Raw genomic sequence first — 20,617 nt, forward strand, 5'->3', positions numbered from 1 at the left:
AATTTCAAAAATGTTTTCCATAATTTAATTATTTAAACCAACAAAAATAATCATTAAAGAACACAAAAATCATAAATAAGAAGACAACTAATAAACCTAAGAAAAAAATAATTTCCCGAACTTTATCCGAAACTGGCTTACCCATAAAAGCTTCAATAACGTAAAACAAAAAGTGCCCACCATCAAGCGGTGGAATTGGAAGAAGATTAATAAGCCCAATACCAATCGAAAAAAAAGCCATAAAATTCAACAAAGAAATAAAACCATTTTCACTAACTTGCCAAGCAATTTTAACTGTTTTAGAAGGACCACTTAGTCGACAATAATCTTCTTTTCCACTTATCAAACGACCAACAAAAAAAACTTTTTGTGTTACAACAGATATTGTACGCTCTGCTGCTTCTCTTATAGCTTCCACAAAATTATAATGAATATGTTTTTTATAAGCTGGATCCAAATGTGTAGGCTTATCTGGATTAACAGGTACTCCCACACCTATCATTCCACTCCGAACCCTATTCCCAAATCTATCATCACGCTCAACAACGGTCGGTATGATCACTGTCGTAAATATATGCCCCATACGTTCCATTTTAAATTCTATGGGATCTCCTCCATGGAAAGCAACATACGTTACTAAATCTTCAAAACTACTAACTTGTTTACCATCCATCTCAACAAAACGATCACCCAACACCAAACCGGCCTGAACGGCAGGAAAATCTTTTACTAAAGAACCAACAACAGGTTCGATGGATACGCGCCCATAAGTAAAGAAAAAAAATGTTAAAATAACAACCGTTAAAAGAGCATTGAATAAAGGACCAGCAAAAACAGTTATAGCTTTTTTCCATGCATAAGCACTGGAAAATGAATCGTCAATAACCGAAAAAGGTTGAGACGATGGCAAATCTATTCTATTTTGATCCTCAACAAATTTTACATACCCCCCAAAGGAATCAGAGATAACCGCCACTGTGTGTTGTGTTTATCCGTAAAACTCACTATTTGTGGTCCAAATCCAATAGAAAAAATTGATGCCTTAATACCACACCATCGCCCAACTAAATAGTGCCCAGACTCGTGGACAAAAATGATAACTACCACCACACAAAGAACACTAAAACCTCTCAGAAATAAATCGCCTACCGCAATCATATGATTTAAAAATTCCAAGATATCCTCTCCAAGTTAAACCATACAAAAAAAATTAAAAGGTGTATCCACATCAGATATAAATGAACCAATTAAATAAAGAAAAAAAGCAGCTCCTACTAACCCATCCATACGATCCATAAATCCACCGTGTCCAGGCAAAAAAGAACTAGAATCTTTAACAGAAAACTGTCTTTTAAACCACGATTGCCCCAAATCACTCATTTGTGACACAATTGATAAAATGAGTGCAAGAAATGGTATAAAACAATTTTCTAAATCCGTATCAAAAACCAAAAAAGCAATCAACGTACCACCGGTTACCCCAGCAACCGTACCACCAACAGCCCCTGACCATGTTTTATTAGGAGAAAATCGTGGCGATAATTTTGGCCCTCCAAACGTACGTCCACTAAAATACCCGGCAATATCTGTTCCCCAAACTACTGTAAATAAAAATATAACAACCCAAAATCCTAACGTTTCATGACCGCGCAAAAAAGATAGCGCCACAACTGGAAAAGATGCATACAAAAAACCGGAAAAAACCCAACCAGCATTTTTAATAGAACCAACAGCTAACAATGCCGCTAAAATTACTAAAATACTAAAGATTAATAAAGAAGATACATCCAATACCAAAAAGAAGCCAAAAACAGAATAAAAAATGCCTGCTAATATTTTTTGTGTAATATTCCATTTTTCCTTAGTAATATTAATCCATTCATAAAGAATAAAACCACCTATTATCCATACGAATACAAAAAATACCTCCCCCCCAACCCATGTTAAACATAAAGCAACGATGCCAAAAACAAAAGCCGTTAAAATACGAGAAACAAGATTAGACAAAACAATACCCAAACAAAAAAACAAACTCAAAAACAAAGTACACAAAAAACCTGCTAAGAGGAATTTCTGTACCTACACATATGAACATATTTTTTACGAATTACCATAAATGATTTAATATATTAAGATAGTTCTTACAAAACCAATAATTAGTTACAGTAAAATTATGAGACAATTCTTTAAAGTTAATCTAAAAACATACTTTTGATCTACTATATAACACAAAAAAATCAGTAAGATGTTGTTTTCTGTCCGTAATAGTGTTAAGCTTAAATTCAATTTTAACCGTAAATTAAGATTTTTTTTTGCAAAATTGCCAGTATTTTTCCTAAAAATTATAACACTGCAAGAAAAACAGCTAACCGACCCTTTCGTTAAATGTTGCATAACTACAGGCAACAGCAAAACTAAGACATCATCCCTTCTTATTTGTATTACCCCCCCCTATCAGGGTACTCAATATAAAGTACTTAATCAAAAACTAATTTTATCTACATGGACCACAACATGATAGAATACACCTGTTATCTGATCATAACCCACAACATACTATCATCATAATATATGATAACAGCTATCAAACAATAAATATTATATCTTCTTTTAATAACACAATAAATTAAACATGGATGATCTCAGATTCTTTTACAGCTAAAAGCTTGTCAATATCTGCAATAGTTTCATCTGTGAGTTTTTGAACTTTCTCAGATAAACTATGAGCCTCATCTTTCCCAATTTCGCCTTCTTTTTCTAATTTCTTTAAATTATCCATACCATCTCTACGAACATGACGAGCAGCAACACGAGCTTGCTCAGCATATTGGTGCGCAATTTTTACAAGTTCTTTACGACGTTCCTCATTCAATTCAGGTAAAGGAATACGCAAATTCATGCCATCAGTGATGGGATTTAAACCAAGACTAGAGTCGCGGATAGAACGCTCTATTGCACTTATCATTGTTTTATCCCATACAGAAACTAAAAGCATCCGTGGCTCTGGAACAGAAATATTCGCAACCTGATTTATATGCACAACAGAACCATAAGCTTCAACCGTCAAAGGCTCTAATAAGCTAACAGATGCCCGACCAGTCCTCAAACCACTTAACTCATGTTTAAAAGCAGAAATAGCACCATCCATGCGACGTTTTAGATCATTCATAATCGATATGACACTCATATTTTGGTCTCCTGTAATTACGCCTTAACACTTATCTTCATTTCGATACTATTGTAAACTTTCCAGTTCCATTCAATACCTTAGCCAAACCACCCTTTTCATGAATGGAGTACACAATGATCGGTACATTATTTTCGCATGCTAAAGTGACCGCTGTTGTATCCATAACGGATAATCCGCGCTGCAAAATCTCGACATGCGTCAATTGATCAAAACGCTTAGCAAGAGGATCTATCTTCGGATCTGCAGAATAAATACCATCCACTTGTGTTCCTTTTAGTAAAACATCTGCACCAATTTCTGCAGCACGTAGAGTAGCAGCAGAATCAGTAGTAAAAAATGGATTACCAGTACCGCCCGCAAAAATAACAACTTTTCCTTGATTCATATAACCTATAGCTTTACGCTGTGAAAAACTTTCACAAATTTGCGGCATAGCAATCGCAGATAACACAACCGTTTCAACCCCTAATTTCGTTAACGACGTTCTCAATGCCAAAGAATTAATGGCCGTAGCAAGCATACCCATATGATCACCAGTCACTCGACCTCCACCATGCGAAGCAACAGCAACTCCACGAAAAATATTACCTCCACCGATAACAATGGCGACTTCTACACCCATCGCTCGCACTTCATTAATATCAGCAGCAATACGATCTGTAACTGAAACATCAATTCCAAAGCTTTGCCCTCCCATAAGAGCCTCACCAGAAACTTTTAAGAGAATACGTTTATACTGAAGTGCTAATGTCATTGATAATCTCCCAAAAAGTATATTCACTTTTTGTTTCTGATAACACTAAGGGCACCACTTTGTCACGTGACGCCCTTTAAATTTAATATTTTTATACCAACAATCTTTAACCAGTGATAGAATTTTGGATTCCTTACCAGAAGCTCACAAAAATAGTTAACCTTTTACAGCAGCAGCGACCTCTGCAGCAAAATCAGACTCTTCCTTTTTCAGACCCTCACCAAGTTCAAAACGAACAAAACTTGTAATTTTCGCTGATGCACCAATAGATTTCTCAGCATCCCTTAAAGCTTCTTCAACAGTAATATCAGGATTCATAACAAAATTCTGAGACAACAAAACAACTTCTTCGTAAAATTTGCGCATACGCCCCTCAACCATTTTTTCAATGATATTTTCAGGCTTCCCAGATTGACGTGCTTGATCTGAAAAAATCGCTTTTTCACGCTCAATAGAGTTAACATCCATATCCTCTACCGTTAGAGCTAAAGGATTGGTCGCTGCAATGTGCATCGCAACTTGTCGACCAAAAGCAGCAGCATTTTCTTTATTTCCTGTAGTCTCTATAGCAACCAAAACACCAAGCTTGCCAAATCCCTCTGCTACACTATTGTGCATATAAGTCGCAATCACACCATCTTTAACAGATAATTTAGCAGAACGACGAAATGTTATATTCTCACCAATTGTACCAATTGCATCTTTAAGTGTCTCCTCTACAGTCTTCTCAGAACCAGGATAAAAAGACGAAGTAACAGACTCAACACCACCCTGAGCATCCAGAGCAGCCACCGCTACATTACGTACAATATCCTGAAATACACTGTTGCGCGCAACAAAGTCTGTTTCAGAATTAACCTCAACTAAAACTGCACTAGAATCTTTTGATAAAATCCCTATTAATCCTTCTACTGTCATGCGACCAGCTTTTTTATCTGCTTTAGCTATCCCTTTTTTACGAAGCCAATCAACCGCAGCTTCCATATCACCATCAGTATCTGCTAGCGCTGCTTTACAATCCATCATACCAGCACCTGACAATTCTCTAAGTTTTTTTACTTGTGCAGCAGTAATAATCATGTTTGCCTCTTTATTCCGTGACGGTAAAAACATGCACCAAGAAAAATCTTTGCACACCTAAAACCGTTCTTCAAAAAAATAATTAGCCTCAATAGGCATTTTTAAATATTATTCAGATTTGATATTATTCAGAAGCTGAAGCTATACTTTCCAAAACTGGTTCAACAGGCGCATCAATTTGAGCACCTAAATCAATACCCATAGCACCCTGCTGACGAGCGATACCGTCAAGAGCTGCACGAGCAACAAGATCACAATAAAAAGAAATTGCACGAGAAGCATCATCATTACCTGGGATTGGATAATCAACACTATCAGGATCACAGTTGGTATCAATAATAGCAATAACTGGAATACCCAAACGCTTTGCCTCTTGAATAGCAATATTTTCTTTATTTGTATCTATGACAAATATAAGATCCGGAACAGATCCCATATCCTTAATACCGCCGAGCGCACGATTAAGCTTTTCACGATCACGTTCAAGATTCAAACGCTCTTTTTTGGTAAAACCTTGTGCCTCATTAGCAAGAATTTTATCAAGTTTTCGCAAACGATGTATCGAATGAGAAATCGTTTTCCAGTTTGTCAACATACCACCAAGCCAACGCGAATTAACATAATACTGTGCAGAACGACTCGATGCATCGGCAACAATTTCAGAAGCTTGCCTCTTAGTACCAACAAACAAAATACGACCACCACGTGCAACTGTATCTGAAACCAACTTAAGCGCTTGATGTAAAAGTGGAACAGTCTGAGAAAGATCAATGATATGAATATTATTACGCTGCCCATAAATATAAGGAGCCATCTTTGGATTCCATCGATGAGTCTGATGACCAAAGTGTACACCCGCTTCTAAAAGCTGATGCATAGTAAAATCTGGTAGTGCCATAATTTATCCTTTCCGGTTTAGCCTCCGCGGAAAAAGTAGGAAAACCTACTACCGGTGGATGTTTGCTAAATCATACAACCAACACCCAAACTCCGCGTGTGGAATTAGGAAGAACATACTAATATTTCATTCTTTTTCAAGTCATTTTCTGCAATTATTTAATATTGCATTGATTAAGATCTTTTCCTACACTTAGGAATTCAAGACTATTTAGTTTGGCACGCACCGCAAAAGTCCCATAATCAACATGAAGATTGCGCATAACACCGTTCTCATGCAACCAAAAACTGGTGCGATAAACAGGTAAACCATCCTTATTTTCTGCATCATCAAAATAAGAAATCGTAACAGGCCAATACCCACCTTTATCTAATTTTTCTATTTTTTTCACTTCAGGATCGAATATTTCTGTCTTTTTTTCTCCAATAAGCACACTCTCTTTTATAACTTTGTCTGCTTTATTTGTTCCATCAAACACAGAAGCATGGTAAAAACGACGGCCTTCTTTTGCATAACGAATAATATTCTTCAACTGTAGAATCGGAAACTCAGCCATTGCAAGCTTATATTCTTTTTCTTGTGGCTTTTTTAATTTAACTACAACACCATCTTTAGTACGTTCAGCAACTCCCTCAGCATTATGCACAATATCTTGTCCAACTTGATCTGTAACATTAAAATGAAACGTACGACTATCACCTGTCTCATAACTCGTCGTCTGTTGATCACTTAGACGAACCGGCATATCCTCAATATAAATACGGCTTATAAAACGGAAACGCGTAGTGTAACCTTGGCATACCGAGCCAGTAAGTTCATAAACCATTCTCCCAGACATCCCCAAAATCGACATTTCATTAGAAACGCTATCAAGCTGAAAATCGTAAATAGCTCGATGAGGAGCAACAAAAACAGACTCCTCAGCTTTTACTGGACTCACAAGAGAAAAACATAGGATTATTATAAATAGTGATTTGATCATTCCCAATTCTCGATTCCCTTTTGCCGCATACCATCATATAGCAATGCAAGAAAGGTAATATCTTAATTAATCACACATTTCCTTAAATTAAAAAATAGTTTATGCGAGTATTTTATGCAAATATGCAGTATAGAACAACCATGGAGTTTAAATTATGGCAAACTCAATTGAAAATCATCTACAAAAACTTGGCATAACTCTTCCTAAAGCAACACAACCAATTGCAAACTACGTGGCAACATCATACAGTGGTAACCAACTATTTATCTCTGGACAACTTCCTATTTTTGATGGAAAACCAGTTGCAATTGGTAAAGTTGGTGCGACGGTTAGCATTGAGCAAGCCAAAAAATCAGCCGAAGCATGTGCGATCAATATCCTTGCACAAATACAGGAAACTCTTGGTGATTTAAATAAAATAAAGCGAGTAGTAAAAATCACTGTTTTTGTTGCTACAGATCCTAATTTTACCAATATCCCTCTCGTTGCCAATGGAGCTTCTGATCTACTGATCAAGATCCTGGGTGAAGCTGGAAGGCATGCCCGTTCTGCTATTGGTGTAGCTTCTCTCCCTATGGATGTTCCAGTAGAAATTGAAGCCATCATAGAAATCTAAATTCCTCATAAACATCGAGAATTATAAATCTACAAAAAATAAAAGATGTAAAAAACTTTGATTAACATTCTCAAACTCTCGTATTATTCTTTTTCGAAATTAGAATTCTAAACTAAAACCAGTAATAAGGAAATACTTATATGAAACAAGCCTACGATAATAATAATATTTTTGCTAAATTGATTCGTAATGAAATCCCGTCTGTTCGTGTTTATGAAGACGATGACGTTATTGCATTCATGGATATCATGCCACAAGCACCCGGACATACGCTAGTTATTCCCCGAAAAGGCTCCAGAAACTTGCTGGATGCAGATACAGAAACACTGGTTCCAGTTATTAAAGCTGTCCAAAAAATTGCCAATGCCGTCAAAGAAGCTTTTCAAGCAGATGGTATAACAATTATGCAATTTAATGAAGCAGCTAGTCAGCAAACTGTTTACCATCTCCATTTTCACATTATACCACGTATGGATGGGATAGAACTGACACCTCACAACAATGTTGTAACACCTACAGAAATACTTGAAGAAAATGCAAAAAAAATTCGAGCTGCTCTTTAAAATGAAACCGCCATTAAGTTGCAGAACTTTTTCTCCCAACACGCCTTTTTGCAAGATCTGTAGCTTTACCGCCCTTCAGGCAAATAGATCTGTCAGAAGATGAAATTTGCAACTGCAAACCCTCTTTTCCCCCATTTGGCTTGTGTGTTAGTATACGAACTGTGCCACCGTTACGCAACTTTCCAAATAAAATTTCATCAGCTAATGGCTTCTTGATGCATTCTCGTATAATACGCCTCAATGGACGTGCACCCATCTGAGGATCATATCCTTTATTTGTAAGCCAAGCCATTGCAGAAGTGCTTAATTCAAAACTGATCCTTTGATCAACCAACTGAGCTTCAAGTTGAAAAATAAACTTTTGCATAATCTGACTGATAGTTAAATGAGATAAAGGTGCAAACGGAATGACAGCATCTAATCGATTACGAAATTCTGGTGTAAACAATCGATTGATTGCTTCTATATCATCACCCGTACGATATACTTTACCAAACCCAATAGCTGATTTTGCCATATCTGAAGCACCAGCATTTGTTGTCATGATCAAAATAATATTACGGAAATCAATTTTCTTTCCATTATGATCTGTTAATTTTCCATAATCCATAACCTGTAATAAAATATTAAATAAGTCAGGATGCGCCTTCTCGATTTCATCTAGCAATAAAACTGCATGAGGTTTTTGATCAACTGCATCAGTTAAAAGGCCTCCTTGATCAAATCCTATGTAACCTGGAGGAGCTCCTATTAAGCGAGCAACTGTGTGCTTTTCCATGTATTCTGACATATCAAAACGCAGTAATTCAATTCCTAAAGAAGATGCAAGTTGTTTTGCAACTTCAGTTTTCCCGACACCTGTTGGTCCTGAAAACAAATAACTGCCTATTGGTTTTTCTGATTCACGCAATCCTGCTCGCGCCAATTTAATTGACGATACCAATGATAAAATTGCTTGGTCTTGTCCATAAACGACACGCTTGAGTTCTTTTTCAAGATTGCTCAGTACTTTCTGATCATTGGCAGAAACTGTTTTTGGCGGAATTCTTGCCATAATCGCAACAGTAGCTTCAATTTCTTTAACGCCTATACTTTTTTTTCGCTGTTTTTTTGGCAAAAGCATCTGCGCTGCGCCGCTTTCATCAATAACATCAATTGCTTTGTCAGGTAACCGGCGATCAACCATATAACGCGAAGATAACTCAACAGATGCTTTCATCGCATCATCGGTATATTTTATCTTATGAAAATCTTCAAAATAAGGTTTTAATCCTTGCAAAATTTTAATTGCATCAGCAACAGAAGGCTCGTTGACATCAATCTTCTGGAAACGACGCTCTAAAGCTCGATCCTGTTCAAAAATTTTGCGATATTCTCTATAAGTTGTTGAACCAATACATCGAATACTCCCTGAAGATAATGCCGGTTTTAAAAGATTTGCTGCATCCATATTCCCCCCAGATGTAGCTCCTGCTCCGATCAACGTATGAATTTCATCAATAAATAAAACAACACTTGAATACTGTTCAAGTTCTTTAATAATCTGCTTTAGACGTTCTTCAAAATCACCACGATAGCGTGTACCAGCAACAAGGAACCCCATATCAAGAGAAAATATCGTCGTATTTAATAAAACTTCAGGTACTTGCTCATCAACAATACGCTTAGCTAAGCCCTCAATTATAGCTGTTTTTCCAACACCTGGATCACCCACTAAAAGCGGATTATTTTTTGACCTGCGACATAAAACCTGTATCATTCGTGAAATTTCTATGTCACGGCCAATCAATAAATCAATTTTTCCATTACGTGCTTTACAATTTAAATCAACACAATAAGCAGCAAGGGCACTTGTTACTTTTTCACTAGAATCTGAAATTTGCTGATCCAACTGTTCTTCAAGATCTTCAAGTAACATAGACAATCCATCATCACGTGAAATACCATGCGACACAAAACGTACAGCATCATAGCGTGTCATACCCATTTCTTGCAAAAAATATACTGCATAACTTTCACGTTCAGAAAAAATTGCAATGAGAACATTTGCCCCTGATACTTCATCCTTTCCAGCTGATTGAGCATGTATCACTGCACGCTGGATAACACGCTGAAAAAATGCTGCCGGTTTTGTATCCTCTGCAGCTCTAACCTGTATATCTAATTCTGACTGAATATAGTTTGTTAAGCGCTTTCTCAATTCTTCTAAATCCACCCGACAAGCCTGAATGACCGAGCTTGCATCAACATCATCTAGCAATGCAAGCAAAAGATGCTCTAATGTCGCATATTCATGCTGCGCTTGAGTAGCAATTGTTAAGGCACGGTGCAAAACTTCTTCAAGACTAGGCGTAAAAGATGGCATAAATCCCTCACTTTCATTCCATTATACATTGCAACGGATGTTCATTTTTACGTGCACACTCCATAACTTGAACAACTTTCATTTCAGCCACTTCATAAGTACAAACCCCGCATTCTCTTACCCCTCTCTGATGAACATTTAACATGATATGCGTTGCTTCTTCAAAACTCTTTTTAAAAATTTTTTTTAAAACAAAAACAACAAAATCCATGAGTGTATAATCGTCATTAAGTAAAAAAACACGGTATAGTTTAGGATTTTTAAATTTTGATCAAGCCTTAGGTGTTATAATAGTATCACAATACCCACTGCTTTCCAAATTATTGCCCTTTTCATTGTGCATAATGCGGGACATAAGATTTATCATTAATTTTTGTACCATAATCATTTCCCGTACAGTGCACATTTTTACTAATCTTAAATTCTTTATAATCATTGCAAAAGTTTATACAGAAAGTAAAGAAGGCTTTAGTTTATAGTTAGATTTAAGTAAAATATAGCGATATGCAAAATAATTTCTGTAAATAAATTGGTAACACCATTCATTTAAACTACACTAAAGTGCTGCAAGAAGAAGAACCATGATACTGAAGTTTTCAAAGTAAATGAAAAAATAGGATACTGCAAGTGTATATTAACTGCCAAAAAATTTTACATTGCTACAAAAAGATAGCAATTGCTATTGTTGTTTTAGCTTTTTCTGACTCTTGGGCATTGGCTACTCCTCAAGAAGCCTATCCCGATAAATATGCCGCCATCGTTGTAGATGCAAATACAGGGAAAACTTTATTTCAAGCAAATGCAACATTAAAACGTTATCCTGCTTCTTTAACAAAAATGATGACGTTGTATATGTTCTTTGAGGCTATGCATACGCGTCGTGTAACACCAAATACACCAATACTCATTTCAAATTACGCAGCATCGCGTCCACCAACAAAAATCGGACTTAAAGCTGGTCAAACAATTTCTGCAGAAGAAGCAGCTAAAGCACTCATCACAAAATCAGCAAATGATGTTGCCACTGCTGTTGCTGAATATCTTGGTGGTAGTGAAAAAAAATTTGCTCAAATGATGACAGTTAAAGCCCGCAAACTTGGCATGATAAATACTCATTTTGCAAATGCTTCAGGACTCCCAAATGTACAAAATTATTCTACGGCACAAGATATAGCCACTTTATCATTAGCTCTGCGTAAACATTTTCCACAACAATACAAATTATTCAAAACAAAAAGTTTTACTTTCCGAGGACAAACAATTAACAGTCATAATCAGTTAGTCAAAACAATGAAAGGCGTCGATGGAATTAAAACAGGTTACACACAAATGTCAGGTTCTAATCTAGCAACATCGATGCATCTTGGAGGACGCTCGGTTGTCGCTGTGGTTATGGGGGGTAAATCATCTACTGCGCGCGATAACCATATGGCCAGCTTGTTGAATAAATATTTACCAAAAGCAAGCAGAACGAAAAATGATGAATATTTAGTAGCTTCTGTACGCCGTAATTTGCCTATAAATGCAAATATTCCTGTACCAACAGTTAAAGCTGGTACAAATGATTTCAATGATGAAGTTGCTACTATGCTGATAGCACTTGCAAAGCAACCTAAAAATTCCAATACAACAGTAGCTGCCATAAGCAATATTATTGTACCAACGCCGAATCCTCAAAAGTCTTTACCCGTTGAAATTGATAGGAGAATTGTTGCTGCTTCCTTGTTTACAAATACTGGATGGGCTATTCAAATTGGATCTCTTCCGGATAAAGAACAAGCAAAAACTTTACTCTTAAAAGCAAAAAATACAGCTTTTTCAACTCTAAAACACGTATCTTCGCATATGCAACTTTTTGAAAAAAGTGGACATCGCTATTACCGTGCTAGATTTATAGGCTTTCAATCAAAAAAATCTGCATTCAAAGCATGTTCTACTTTAAAGAAAGCAAATTTTAACTGCTATATTGTAGCTTATTAAAAATTTTTGAATTCTATGTTAAGGATAGTCCAATGAAACATAATGCTGTTTCTTCATCCCATGAAAAAGAAAAGTTATTTAAGCAATCATCTTTTCTCTCATTGCATTCTCTTCATAATACTGTGATAAAATTTGCAAGCCTAAAGCATGCGCCCTATATGCTGAACACACAATCTCTTATTAACCTTCTCATTTGCCAAACAGCTCGAAATCGCCGTATAGCTATACCTCCTGTCCGCATTCATTTACGTGTTGCAAGCCAAACCGGAAACGTACCTATTAAAATCCGTCTGGGTGCAACAAATATCTAATTTCATAGATAATTGTACACAAGCCATTTGTTAATGAAAACATCTATGTGTTACTTACAATCTTTCAGCTTTTAGAAAATACATTTCTTTTACATTTACAAAAATCATGTGGAAGATTTCTATTTAACCATCTCAGCACACATTCCCATATTTTAGACTGAGTTATACCTAAAAACCAAAAGAAACATCAAATGTGATTATCATTGTTCAATTTAATGCAAAAAATCATCTTTTGATACATTCTCTGCACATCTACAATATACTTAAACAACACAAACATTATTGTGATACAAACACAAGTTGAGTTATTTTTTACATTCATGTTTTTAACATAAAAAATAATTCTAAAATACGCCATCCCATCGCTGAATAATTAAACTTATACAGTCAAATATCATCGCTCCCTTTAACAAACTGTTACATTAGTCGCAAGACCAGCTTTGCTGGTTTCTTTGTAGCGTTCGCTCATATCATATCCTGTCTGACGCATTGTTTCTACACAAGCATCAAGAGAAACAAAATGCTTTCCACTATTATACAAAGCAAGAGAAGAAGCTGTCACTGCCTTAATAGCACCCATTGCATTACGTTCAATACATGGTATTTGCACCAAACCTGCAACCGGATCACATGTCATTCCTAAATGATGCTCAAGAGCGATCTCAGCAGCATTTTCAATTTGGGTGGGTGTACCACCCAATGCTGCTGTCAATCCCGCAGCGGCCATCGAAGATGCAACCCCAACTTCACCCTGACAACCAACTTCTGCACCAGAAATAGAAGCATTATGTTTAATGATACCACCAATAGCTGCTGCTGTTAATAAAAAATTGTGTATCCCTCCTCGATCTGAACCATCATTAAATTGAAGATAATAACGTAAAACAGCAGGTATAACACCAGAAGCACCATTTGTTGGTGCGGTCACAACACGGCCACCAGCCGCATTCTCCTCATTCACCGCTATAGCATAAACAGAAAGCCAATCATTTACTAAAAATGGATAATTAGAATTTTTCTTTTGATTTTCCAAGAGCTTATCATACATTTTTTTAGCACGCCTCGGAACACGTAACCCTCCAGGCAATTCACCTTCTTGTGAAAGTCCTCTATTAATACAAGCTGTCATAACTGAAAAAATTTCATCAAGCTTAGTATCAAGAGTAACCCGCTCCATTTTTGTTTCTTCATTTATGCGCTTCATTTCAGAAATTGAAAGACCAGATTTTTCCGCCATTGATAACATTTTATTTGCAGTATCGAACGGATACGGCACATCAGATACTTCTAATTGTTTATTACCATTCATACGACTGAATTCATCTTCAGTTACAACAAAACCACCACCAATAGAATAATAGACCTGTCGTAAAAGAACATTCCCATCAGAATCAAGCCCTTCAAAGGCAAGTCCATTAGCATGCTTAGGTAAAGATATTTGTTCAAAAATAAGATCACTATGCAAATCAAACTGATAAGCGGGATGGCCTTCCGGTTGCACTTTTTTTTCGCGTCTAACTTTTTCTAACAGTGGCTCTATACAGTCGGGATCAATGGTAGAGGCTTCTTTTCCCAAAAGTCCTAACATAATAGCTCTATCTGTAGCATGACCAACACCCGTGGATGATAATGAACCATAAAGATAGACACGTATGCGAAAAACTTTAACATGAAATGAACAAGAAAAATCGCGTGCGGCTATCTCCTGCAAAAACATATTAGCAGCAGCCATCGGTCCCATCGTATGCGAACTAGAAGGGCCAATACCAATTTTAAAAAGTTCAAAGACGGATAAAAACACAAATTTCCCCTTAAAGTAAAACACAAAATTTGCGTACAGAGCTCTTTATCACTTTTGTTTAATAAAAAATCAAATCAAGAGATAAGCTAAAAAAATGATAGCAATAAACACAAATATTGCACGCCTTGCCACTATCCAACACTTTTTTTCTACAGCACTTTCCATAATTAACCTTTGAAAAATTGATAATTATCCTCAAAAAATTACTTTTTAAAATTTGCTAAGCGTAGTGAAAGAAATATTAACACACAATACTAAAATTAGATAAAAATGGAAATTCCCGACCAAAATATTTTTTTACAACGACTCAAATCTTAAAAATTTTATAGCTAATTAGATCAAAACACTCTGTAGATATGATTAGTTAATAAAACATACAAAATTTTCAATTGGCTCACGTTCAGTCTCAAAATTATTTTCAGGTGCACTGATATCGCGATAGCCAAGAGCCATACCACAGATAATACGCCGATCAGAAGGTACTGATAGAAGCGCGTGAATTTGTTTATGATAATCAGCAAAAGCGGCCTGGGGACACGTATCCAGTCCAAATCCACGTGCTGCTAACATAACAGTTTGCATAAATATACCCAAATCAAGCCAACTACCCATTTCCATATCTCTATCTATTGTGAACAAAAGACCCACAGGAGCACCAAAAAATGAAAAATTCTTTGCTTTTTGGTACAACATCTTTTCTTGCTCCCCCTTTTTAATTCCAAGACTCTTATAAAGATCTAAACCAATTTTTTTGCGACGAGAAAGATAAGGCTCGCGCCACTGACGCGGGTAATAACGACACTCACGTTCTCCATCTACACCTGACAATGCCAATTGTGAGAGCTCATCTCCTACTTTCTGTAACGCTTTTCCCGTTAAAACAATCACTTGCCAAGGTTGAAGGTTGGTTCCAGATGGTGAACGCGATGCAAATTGCAAGATTTCTGTAATCGTTTCCAGTGCAACTTGCTGATTAGTAAAAGCTCGAATTGATTTCCGTGACAAAATAGATTGAAAAACATCAATAGAAGTATTCAACATCGTTTTTACTTTCTTTTTGTCGCATAATGAATGTGAGTGCCATTATTTTCTAATACTAATAAAAGCAATGCATTAAAAAAATCCTACAACCATAACCATTTGAATGAAAAGAAATTATTGAAAATCACTGTGTCAATTCATTACTAGTGATAGTATTTTTTTAATTACATCGTTATAAGAAATACGCATATATTTGTAAAATTCTACCTAGTATCTTTCTCACTACTTTTTTCCTTTTAAAGCATAAGAAAATACATCATTTTGCCTATCATATAAATATTGCACAAAAAAAATCAATTATCTTCTGGATTACTGTAAATGATCTTTTTATCATTCCGTATAATGCTTCTTTGATTTTTATAGAAGACATTAATCAAAACAAATTGTTACGAATATATCCAAAAGCACAAAATTTTGCGTTTTCAGATAAGCTGTCTTTTTCTTTATACAATATAGCCAACCATACCTATGTTACATATCTTTCAACTCAAAATGTAAAAGAAAAAACCCTTACTTAACCACACAAATGAAAAATTTTGTAATTAAAAAATACTAACATTGTAAAGCAAGCACCACAACCATAACACAATGAACTCTGAAAACGCTTAAAACAACAATTTTTTTAGAATTTTTATAACTATATCCATAAGAAAAACGTGCTATTGTGTATTTCAAGAATTAAAAGGCGATCCAAATTTAATGTTTGGATGCCTTTGTATTATTTTTAGCATACACCCAAATTATTCAGCGACTATATCAGCTGTCATATGTGTTAACATAGCTTTAGCTGCCTCATTATCGCTCGACTTTTTACGCTCATCCACGATTAAATTATCACGAACCGCAGCAATGCGACGAATCTGAGCAATCGTACCACCTGTACCAGCAGGAATGAGACGACCAACAATAACATTTTCTTTAAGCCCCTGTAGAGTATCAATTTTTCCAGAAACTGCTGCCTCAGTAAGCACTCGAGTTGTTTCCTGAAATGATGCTGCAGAAATAAAAGATGGCGTTTGAAGAGACGCTTTGGTGATTCCAAGAAGTATAGGACTGCCGGATGCAGGCCTTTTTCCTTCTGCAATCAAATTATCATTTATTTCATCTAGTTCAATACGATCAACATTGTCTCCTGGAATATAACCAGAATCTCCAGATTCAGTAATTTCAACCTTCTGCAACATCTGACGAACAATCACTTCAATATGCTTGTCATTAATTAAAACACCTTGCAAACGATAAACTTCTTGAATTTCATTGACAAGATAAGACGCCAAAGCCTCAACGCCCTTAATAGCCAAGATATCATGAGGTGCTGGATTGCCATCTAGAATATAATCTCCTTTTTCAATTTGGTCACCTTCTTGAAAGTGAAACAACTTACCCTTTGGAATCAAATATTCTACTGGCTCAAAATTTTCATCATGTGGCTCAATTATAATACGACGTTTGTTCTTATAACCACGGCCAAAGCGAATTGTACCACTGACTTCGGCAATGATTGCATGATCCTTTGGACGCCGTGCTTCAAAAAGCTCAGCTACACGTGGCAAACCACCCGTAATGTCTTTCGTCTTAGCACTCTCCATTGGCAAACGTGCAATAACATCACCAGCTTTCACATAAGAACCAGGCTCAACAGAAAGAATGGTTTCCACTGACATCATATAACGTGCCTCACCACCCTTATATAATTTTGCAATAGCCTCACCCTTCTTATCTGCATATATAATAATCGCAGGTTTCAGTTCAGCACCACGCGGATTAGCACGCCAATCAATCACCAAACGCTTCGTGATACCCGTAGATTCATCAGCTGTTTCAGTAACTGATAAACCATCAATCATATCTTCAAAGCCTACATAACCATCAACCTCAGTCAAAATCGGACGTGTGTAAGGATCCCATTCAGCTATACGCTGTCCACATTTAACAACATCGCCATCATCAACAAAAATATGCGAACCATAGCTGACACGATGCGCAACACGCTCTTTTCCAGTTTCATCTTTTATCAGGATAGCCACATTGCGCCCCATAACCACCAAATGACCTTCAGAATTACGAACAACATTGCGGTTACGAATCTCCACTATACCTTCATAAGATGCTTCTAAATGAGATGAATCGACAACCTGCGCCGTTCCTCCTAAGTGAAAAGTACGCATAGTGAGCTGTGTCCCCGGCTCACCAATCGACTGAGCAGCAATCACACCAACTGCTTCACCTTGATTAACTGGCGTCCCACGCGCTAAATCACGACCATAACACTTTGCACAAACACCAAGGCGCGTTTCACATGTTAAAGCAGAACGAATCTGAACAGACTGAATTCCTGCTTCCTCAATTTTAGCAACATCAATTTCCTCAATCATTGCACCACCTTCGAGGATAACTTCCCCAGAAACTGGATGCAAAACATCAACAAGCGCTGTACGACCAAGAATTCTCTGACCAAGTGATGCAACAATTTGTCCTGCATCAACAATGGGCTGCATAGTAAGACCTTTTGCAGTACCACAATCAACTGCTGAAATAATAGCATCCTGAGCAACATCAACAAGACGCCGCGTTAGATAACCAGAGTTTGCGGTTTTCAATGCAGTATCAGCAAGTCCTTTACGTGCACCATGGGTTGAATTGAAGTACTCATTAACATTTAAACCTTCCTTAAAGTTTGAAATAATTGGTGTTTCAATAATTTCACCCGATGGTTTTGCCATTAATCCCCGCATACCGGCCAACTGCTTCATTTGATTAGCAGAACCACGCGCACCAGAATGTGACATCATATAGATTGAATTCATCTGCCGCTGACGACCCGTTTTAGGATCAAATTCTATAGCTTGAAGACGCTTCATCATTTCATCCGCAACGCGATCAGTACATTTACCCCAAGCATCTACAACTTTATTGTATTTTTCACCCTGCGTAATTAAACCATCATTATATTGCTGTTCATATTCTTTAGCTAACGCTTCTGTTTCAGCAACTAAACGCGACTTACTATCAGGAATAACCATATCATCCTTACCGAATGAAATCCCAGCACGACAAGCATGAGAAAAACCAAGCTGCATAATACGATCACAAAAAATCACTGTTTCTTTCTGTCCACAATGCCGATAAACTTGATCAATCATCTTAGAAATGTTTTTTTTAGTCATTTCCTGATTAACAATATCAAATGAAATATTTGGATTTTTTGGCAAAAGCTCACCAATAATCAAACGACCAGGCGTTGTATCATAAAGCTTAGCAACTTCTTTTCCATCATTTCCAATATTCTTAAAACGACCCTTAATCTTCGTATGAAGAGTTACAACCTTGTTTTCTAAGGCATGTTGTAACTCACCTATATCAGAAAAAGCCATCCCTTCACCGGGTTCTTTTTCAGAAACAATCGAAAGATAATAAAGACCAAGAACCATATCTTGTGAAGGCACAATAATCGGTGCACCATTAGCTGGATGAAGAATATTGTTTGTCGACATCATCAAAACACGCGCCTCAAGCTGTGCCTCAAGAGAGAGAGGAACATGAACCGCCATCTGATCACCATCAAAATCTGCATTAAAAGCAGTACATACTAACGGATGAAGTTGAATCGCTTTCCCCTCAATTAAGATAGGTTCAAAAGCTTGAATACCTAAACGGTGCAAAGTTGGCGCACGATTCAATAAAACAGGATGCTCACGAATAACTTCATCTAAGATATCCCATACTTCTGGATGCTCCTTTTCAACAAGCTTCTTTGCCTGCTTTACAGTCGATGAATAACCTTTCGCATCAAGCCGCGCATAAATGAACGGCTTAAACAGCTCCAGAGCCATTTTTTTAGGAAGACCACACTGATGTAATTTTAACTCAGGCCCCGTAACGATAACAGAACGACCTGAATAATCCACACGCTTCCCAAGCAAATTTTGACGAAACCGACCTTGCTTACCCTTTAACATATCTGAAAGTGACTTCAGCGGACGCTTGTTAGCTCCAGTAATAACACGTCCACGACGACCATTATCAAACAACGCATCAACAGCTTCCTGTACCATACGTTTTTCATTACGCACAATAATCCCAGGAGCACGCAATTCAATCAATCGTTTCAAGCGATTATTACGATTTATAACACGCCGATAAAGATCATTCAAATCTGATGTTGCAAAGCGCCCCCCATCAAGTGGAACCAATGGACGTAAATCTGGCGGAATAACTGGGATCGTCTTCATAATCATCCATTCCGGTTTATTGCCAGATTCAAGAAAATTTTCAACAATCTTGAGTCGTTTAATCAACTTTTTCTGTTTTAACTCCGAAGTTGTTCCATCCAACTCAATACGCAAATCATTCGCAATCTTTTCCAATTCCATACCAGCAAGAAGCTCATAAATAGCTTCAGCACCAATCATGGCTGTAAATTGATCTTCTCCAAATTCATCAACAGCCATCATATACTCTTCTTCAGAAAGAAGTTGATGAAGCTTAAGAGACGTCAGTCCTGGTTCTGTTACAATGTAATTCTCAAAATAGAGAACCCGTTCAATGTCCTTTAAAGTCAAATCTAAAAGAGTAGAAATACGCCCTGGTAAAGACTTAAGAAACCAAATATGAGCAACTGGTGCAGCAAGCTCAATGTGCCCCATACGCTCACGACGCACACGAGAAAGAGTAACCTCTACACCACATTTTTCACATATGATGCCCTTGTATTTCATACGCTTATATTTGCCACATAAGCATTCATAATCTTTAATTGGACCAAATATACGCGCACAAAAAAGACCATCACGCTCTGGCTTAAAAGTCCTATAATTAATAGTCTCAGGCTTTTTAATCTCGCCATACGACCAAGACAGAATCTTCTCAGGACTCGCAATTGAGATACGAATAGAGTCAAATGTCTGCGCTGGCGCCTGAGAATTGAAAAGATTCATGACCTCGTGGTTCATGCTGTTCTCCTTCACAGATTCTTAAAACCTGTTGTAATAGCTTTTAATTTTATCACAGACTTTATTAAAACCTGTTTCCACTTT

General features: G+C 36.8%; 14 protein-coding genes and 2 pseudogenes. 4 read left to right on the forward strand and 12 right to left on the reverse strand.

The features are described 5' to 3' along the window. Nucleotides 1-28: 28 nt before the first annotated feature. The 7 genes and pseudogenes from rseP to V3565_RS01175 all read right to left on the reverse strand — a co-directional run bounded on the left by rseP (nt 29) and on the right by V3565_RS01175 (nt 6,904). Nucleotides 29-1,176 (reverse strand): annotated as a pseudogene (gene rseP / locus V3565_RS01145) (RIP metalloprotease RseP). A 15-nt stretch (nt 1,177-1,191) separates the two neighbouring features. Further along, nucleotides 1,192-2,007: a phosphatidate cytidylyltransferase gene (locus V3565_RS01150; protein WP_455478510.1), complete on the reverse strand. Its 816-nt coding sequence runs from the start codon at nt 2,005-2,007 to the stop codon at nt 1,192-1,194. A gap of 619 nt (nt 2,008-2,626) precedes the next feature. Next, complete coding sequence (gene frr / locus V3565_RS01155; protein WP_455478511.1) at nt 2,627-3,187, reverse strand: ribosome recycling factor; 561 nt, start codon at nt 3,185-3,187, stop codon at nt 2,627-2,629. 37 nt (nt 3,188-3,224) lie between these two features. Beyond that, entirely contained in the window at nt 3,225-3,944 is a 720-nt protein-coding gene (pyrH, locus tag V3565_RS01160; protein WP_455478512.1) for a UMP kinase, read from the reverse strand. A gap of 156 nt (nt 3,945-4,100) precedes the next feature. Continuing rightward, nucleotides 4,101-5,024, reverse strand: a complete 924-nt coding sequence (gene tsf / locus V3565_RS01165; protein ID WP_455478513.1) for a translation elongation factor Ts — start codon at nt 5,022-5,024, stop codon at nt 4,101-4,103. A 124-nt stretch (nt 5,025-5,148) separates the two neighbouring features. Beyond that, nucleotides 5,149-5,922 carry a 30S ribosomal protein S2 gene (gene rpsB / locus V3565_RS01170; RefSeq protein WP_455478514.1) on the reverse strand — a complete coding sequence of 258 codons (774 nt, stop codon included), beginning with the start codon at nt 5,920-5,922 and terminating at the stop codon, nt 5,149-5,151. Between the two features lie 154 nt (nt 5,923-6,076). Then, complete coding sequence (locus V3565_RS01175) at nt 6,077-6,904, reverse strand: cell envelope integrity EipB family protein (protein ID WP_455478515.1); 828 nt, start codon at nt 6,902-6,904, stop codon at nt 6,077-6,079. Between the two features lie 154 nt (nt 6,905-7,058). On the opposite strand from V3565_RS01175, the gene V3565_RS01180 reads away from it, so the two are divergent. Together V3565_RS01180 and V3565_RS01185 are read left to right on the forward strand one after the other, a co-directional pair. Beyond that, on the forward strand, nt 7,059-7,520 hold the full coding sequence (locus V3565_RS01180) for a RidA family protein (protein ID WP_455478516.1): 462 nt from the start codon (nt 7,059-7,061) through the stop codon (nt 7,518-7,520). A 140-nt stretch (nt 7,521-7,660) separates the two neighbouring features. After that, on the forward strand, nt 7,661-8,083 hold the full coding sequence (locus V3565_RS01185) for an HIT family protein (RefSeq protein WP_455478517.1): 423 nt from the start codon (nt 7,661-7,663) through the stop codon (nt 8,081-8,083). Between the two features lie 13 nt (nt 8,084-8,096). On the opposite strand, the gene clpA is transcribed toward V3565_RS01185, so the two are convergent. Together clpA and clpS are read right to left on the reverse strand one after the other, a co-directional pair. After that, on the reverse strand, nt 8,097-10,448 hold the full coding sequence (clpA, locus tag V3565_RS01190) for an ATP-dependent Clp protease ATP-binding subunit ClpA (protein ID WP_455478518.1): 2,352 nt from the start codon (nt 10,446-10,448) through the stop codon (nt 8,097-8,099). A gap of 13 nt (nt 10,449-10,461) precedes the next feature. Then, a pseudogene (gene clpS / locus V3565_RS01195) lies at nt 10,462-10,830 on the reverse strand (ATP-dependent Clp protease adapter ClpS). A 245-nt stretch (nt 10,831-11,075) separates the two neighbouring features. On the opposite strand from clpS, the gene V3565_RS01200 reads away from it, so the two are divergent. Both V3565_RS01200 and V3565_RS01205 read left to right on the forward strand, forming a co-directional pair. Continuing rightward, nucleotides 11,076-12,428 carry a D-alanyl-D-alanine carboxypeptidase gene (locus V3565_RS01200; protein WP_455478519.1) on the forward strand — a complete coding sequence of 451 codons (1,353 nt, stop codon included), beginning with the start codon at nt 11,076-11,078 and terminating at the stop codon, nt 12,426-12,428. A 32-nt stretch (nt 12,429-12,460) separates the two neighbouring features. Beyond that, entirely contained in the window at nt 12,461-12,739 is a 279-nt protein-coding gene (locus V3565_RS01205; protein ID WP_455478520.1) for a hypothetical protein, read from the forward strand. A 406-nt stretch (nt 12,740-13,145) separates the two neighbouring features. On the opposite strand, the gene V3565_RS01210 is transcribed toward V3565_RS01205, so the two are convergent. The 3 genes from V3565_RS01210 to rpoC all read right to left on the reverse strand — a co-directional run bounded on the left by V3565_RS01210 (nt 13,146) and on the right by rpoC (nt 20,533). Next, entirely contained in the window at nt 13,146-14,540 is a 1,395-nt protein-coding gene (locus tag V3565_RS01210; protein ID WP_455478521.1) for an L-serine ammonia-lyase, read from the reverse strand. 360 nt (nt 14,541-14,900) lie between these two features. Further along, on the reverse strand, nt 14,901-15,581 hold the full coding sequence (locus tag V3565_RS01215) for a nitroreductase (RefSeq protein ID WP_455478522.1): 681 nt from the start codon (nt 15,579-15,581) through the stop codon (nt 14,901-14,903). Between the two features lie 740 nt (nt 15,582-16,321). After that, nucleotides 16,322-20,533: a DNA-directed RNA polymerase subunit beta' gene (gene rpoC / locus V3565_RS01220; RefSeq protein ID WP_455478523.1), complete on the reverse strand. Its 4,212-nt coding sequence runs from the start codon at nt 20,531-20,533 to the stop codon at nt 16,322-16,324. Nucleotides 20,534-20,617: the final 84 nt, after the last annotated feature.

The sequence above is a fragment of the Bartonella sp. B10 genome (genome assembly GCF_053794435.1).

What these genes read in the sequence shown, in the direction of transcription:
- V3565_RS01205 (WP_455478520.1), top strand. Translation starts at nt 12,461, where the DNA reads ATGAAACATAATGCTGTTTCTTCATCCCATGAAAAAGAAAAGTTATTT.
- V3565_RS01185 (WP_455478517.1), top strand. Translation starts at nt 7,661, where the DNA reads ATGAAACAAGCCTACGATAATAATAATATTTTTGCTAAATTGATTCGT.
- V3565_RS01175 (WP_455478515.1), bottom strand. Translation starts at nt 6,904, where the DNA reads ATGATCAAATCACTATTTATAATAATCCTATGTTTTTCTCTTGTGAGT.
- pyrH (WP_455478512.1), bottom strand. Translation starts at nt 3,944, where the DNA reads ATGACATTAGCACTTCAGTATAAACGTATTCTCTTAAAAGTTTCTGGT.
- rpsB (WP_455478514.1), bottom strand. Translation starts at nt 5,922, where the DNA reads ATGGCACTACCAGATTTTACTATGCATCAGCTTTTAGAAGCGGGTGTA.
- rpoC (WP_455478523.1), bottom strand. Translation starts at nt 20,533, where the DNA reads ATGAACCACGAGGTCATGAATCTTTTCAATTCTCAGGCGCCAGCGCAG.
- tsf (WP_455478513.1), bottom strand. Translation starts at nt 5,024, where the DNA reads ATGATTATTACTGCTGCACAAGTAAAAAAACTTAGAGAATTGTCAGGT.
- clpA (WP_455478518.1), bottom strand. Translation starts at nt 10,448, where the DNA reads ATGCCATCTTTTACGCCTAGTCTTGAAGAAGTTTTGCACCGTGCCTTA.
- V3565_RS01180 (WP_455478516.1), top strand. Translation starts at nt 7,059, where the DNA reads ATGGCAAACTCAATTGAAAATCATCTACAAAAACTTGGCATAACTCTT.
- V3565_RS01215 (WP_455478522.1), bottom strand. Translation starts at nt 15,581, where the DNA reads ATGTTGAATACTTCTATTGATGTTTTTCAATCTATTTTGTCACGGAAA.
- frr (WP_455478511.1), bottom strand. Translation starts at nt 3,187, where the DNA reads ATGAGTGTCATATCGATTATGAATGATCTAAAACGTCGCATGGATGGT.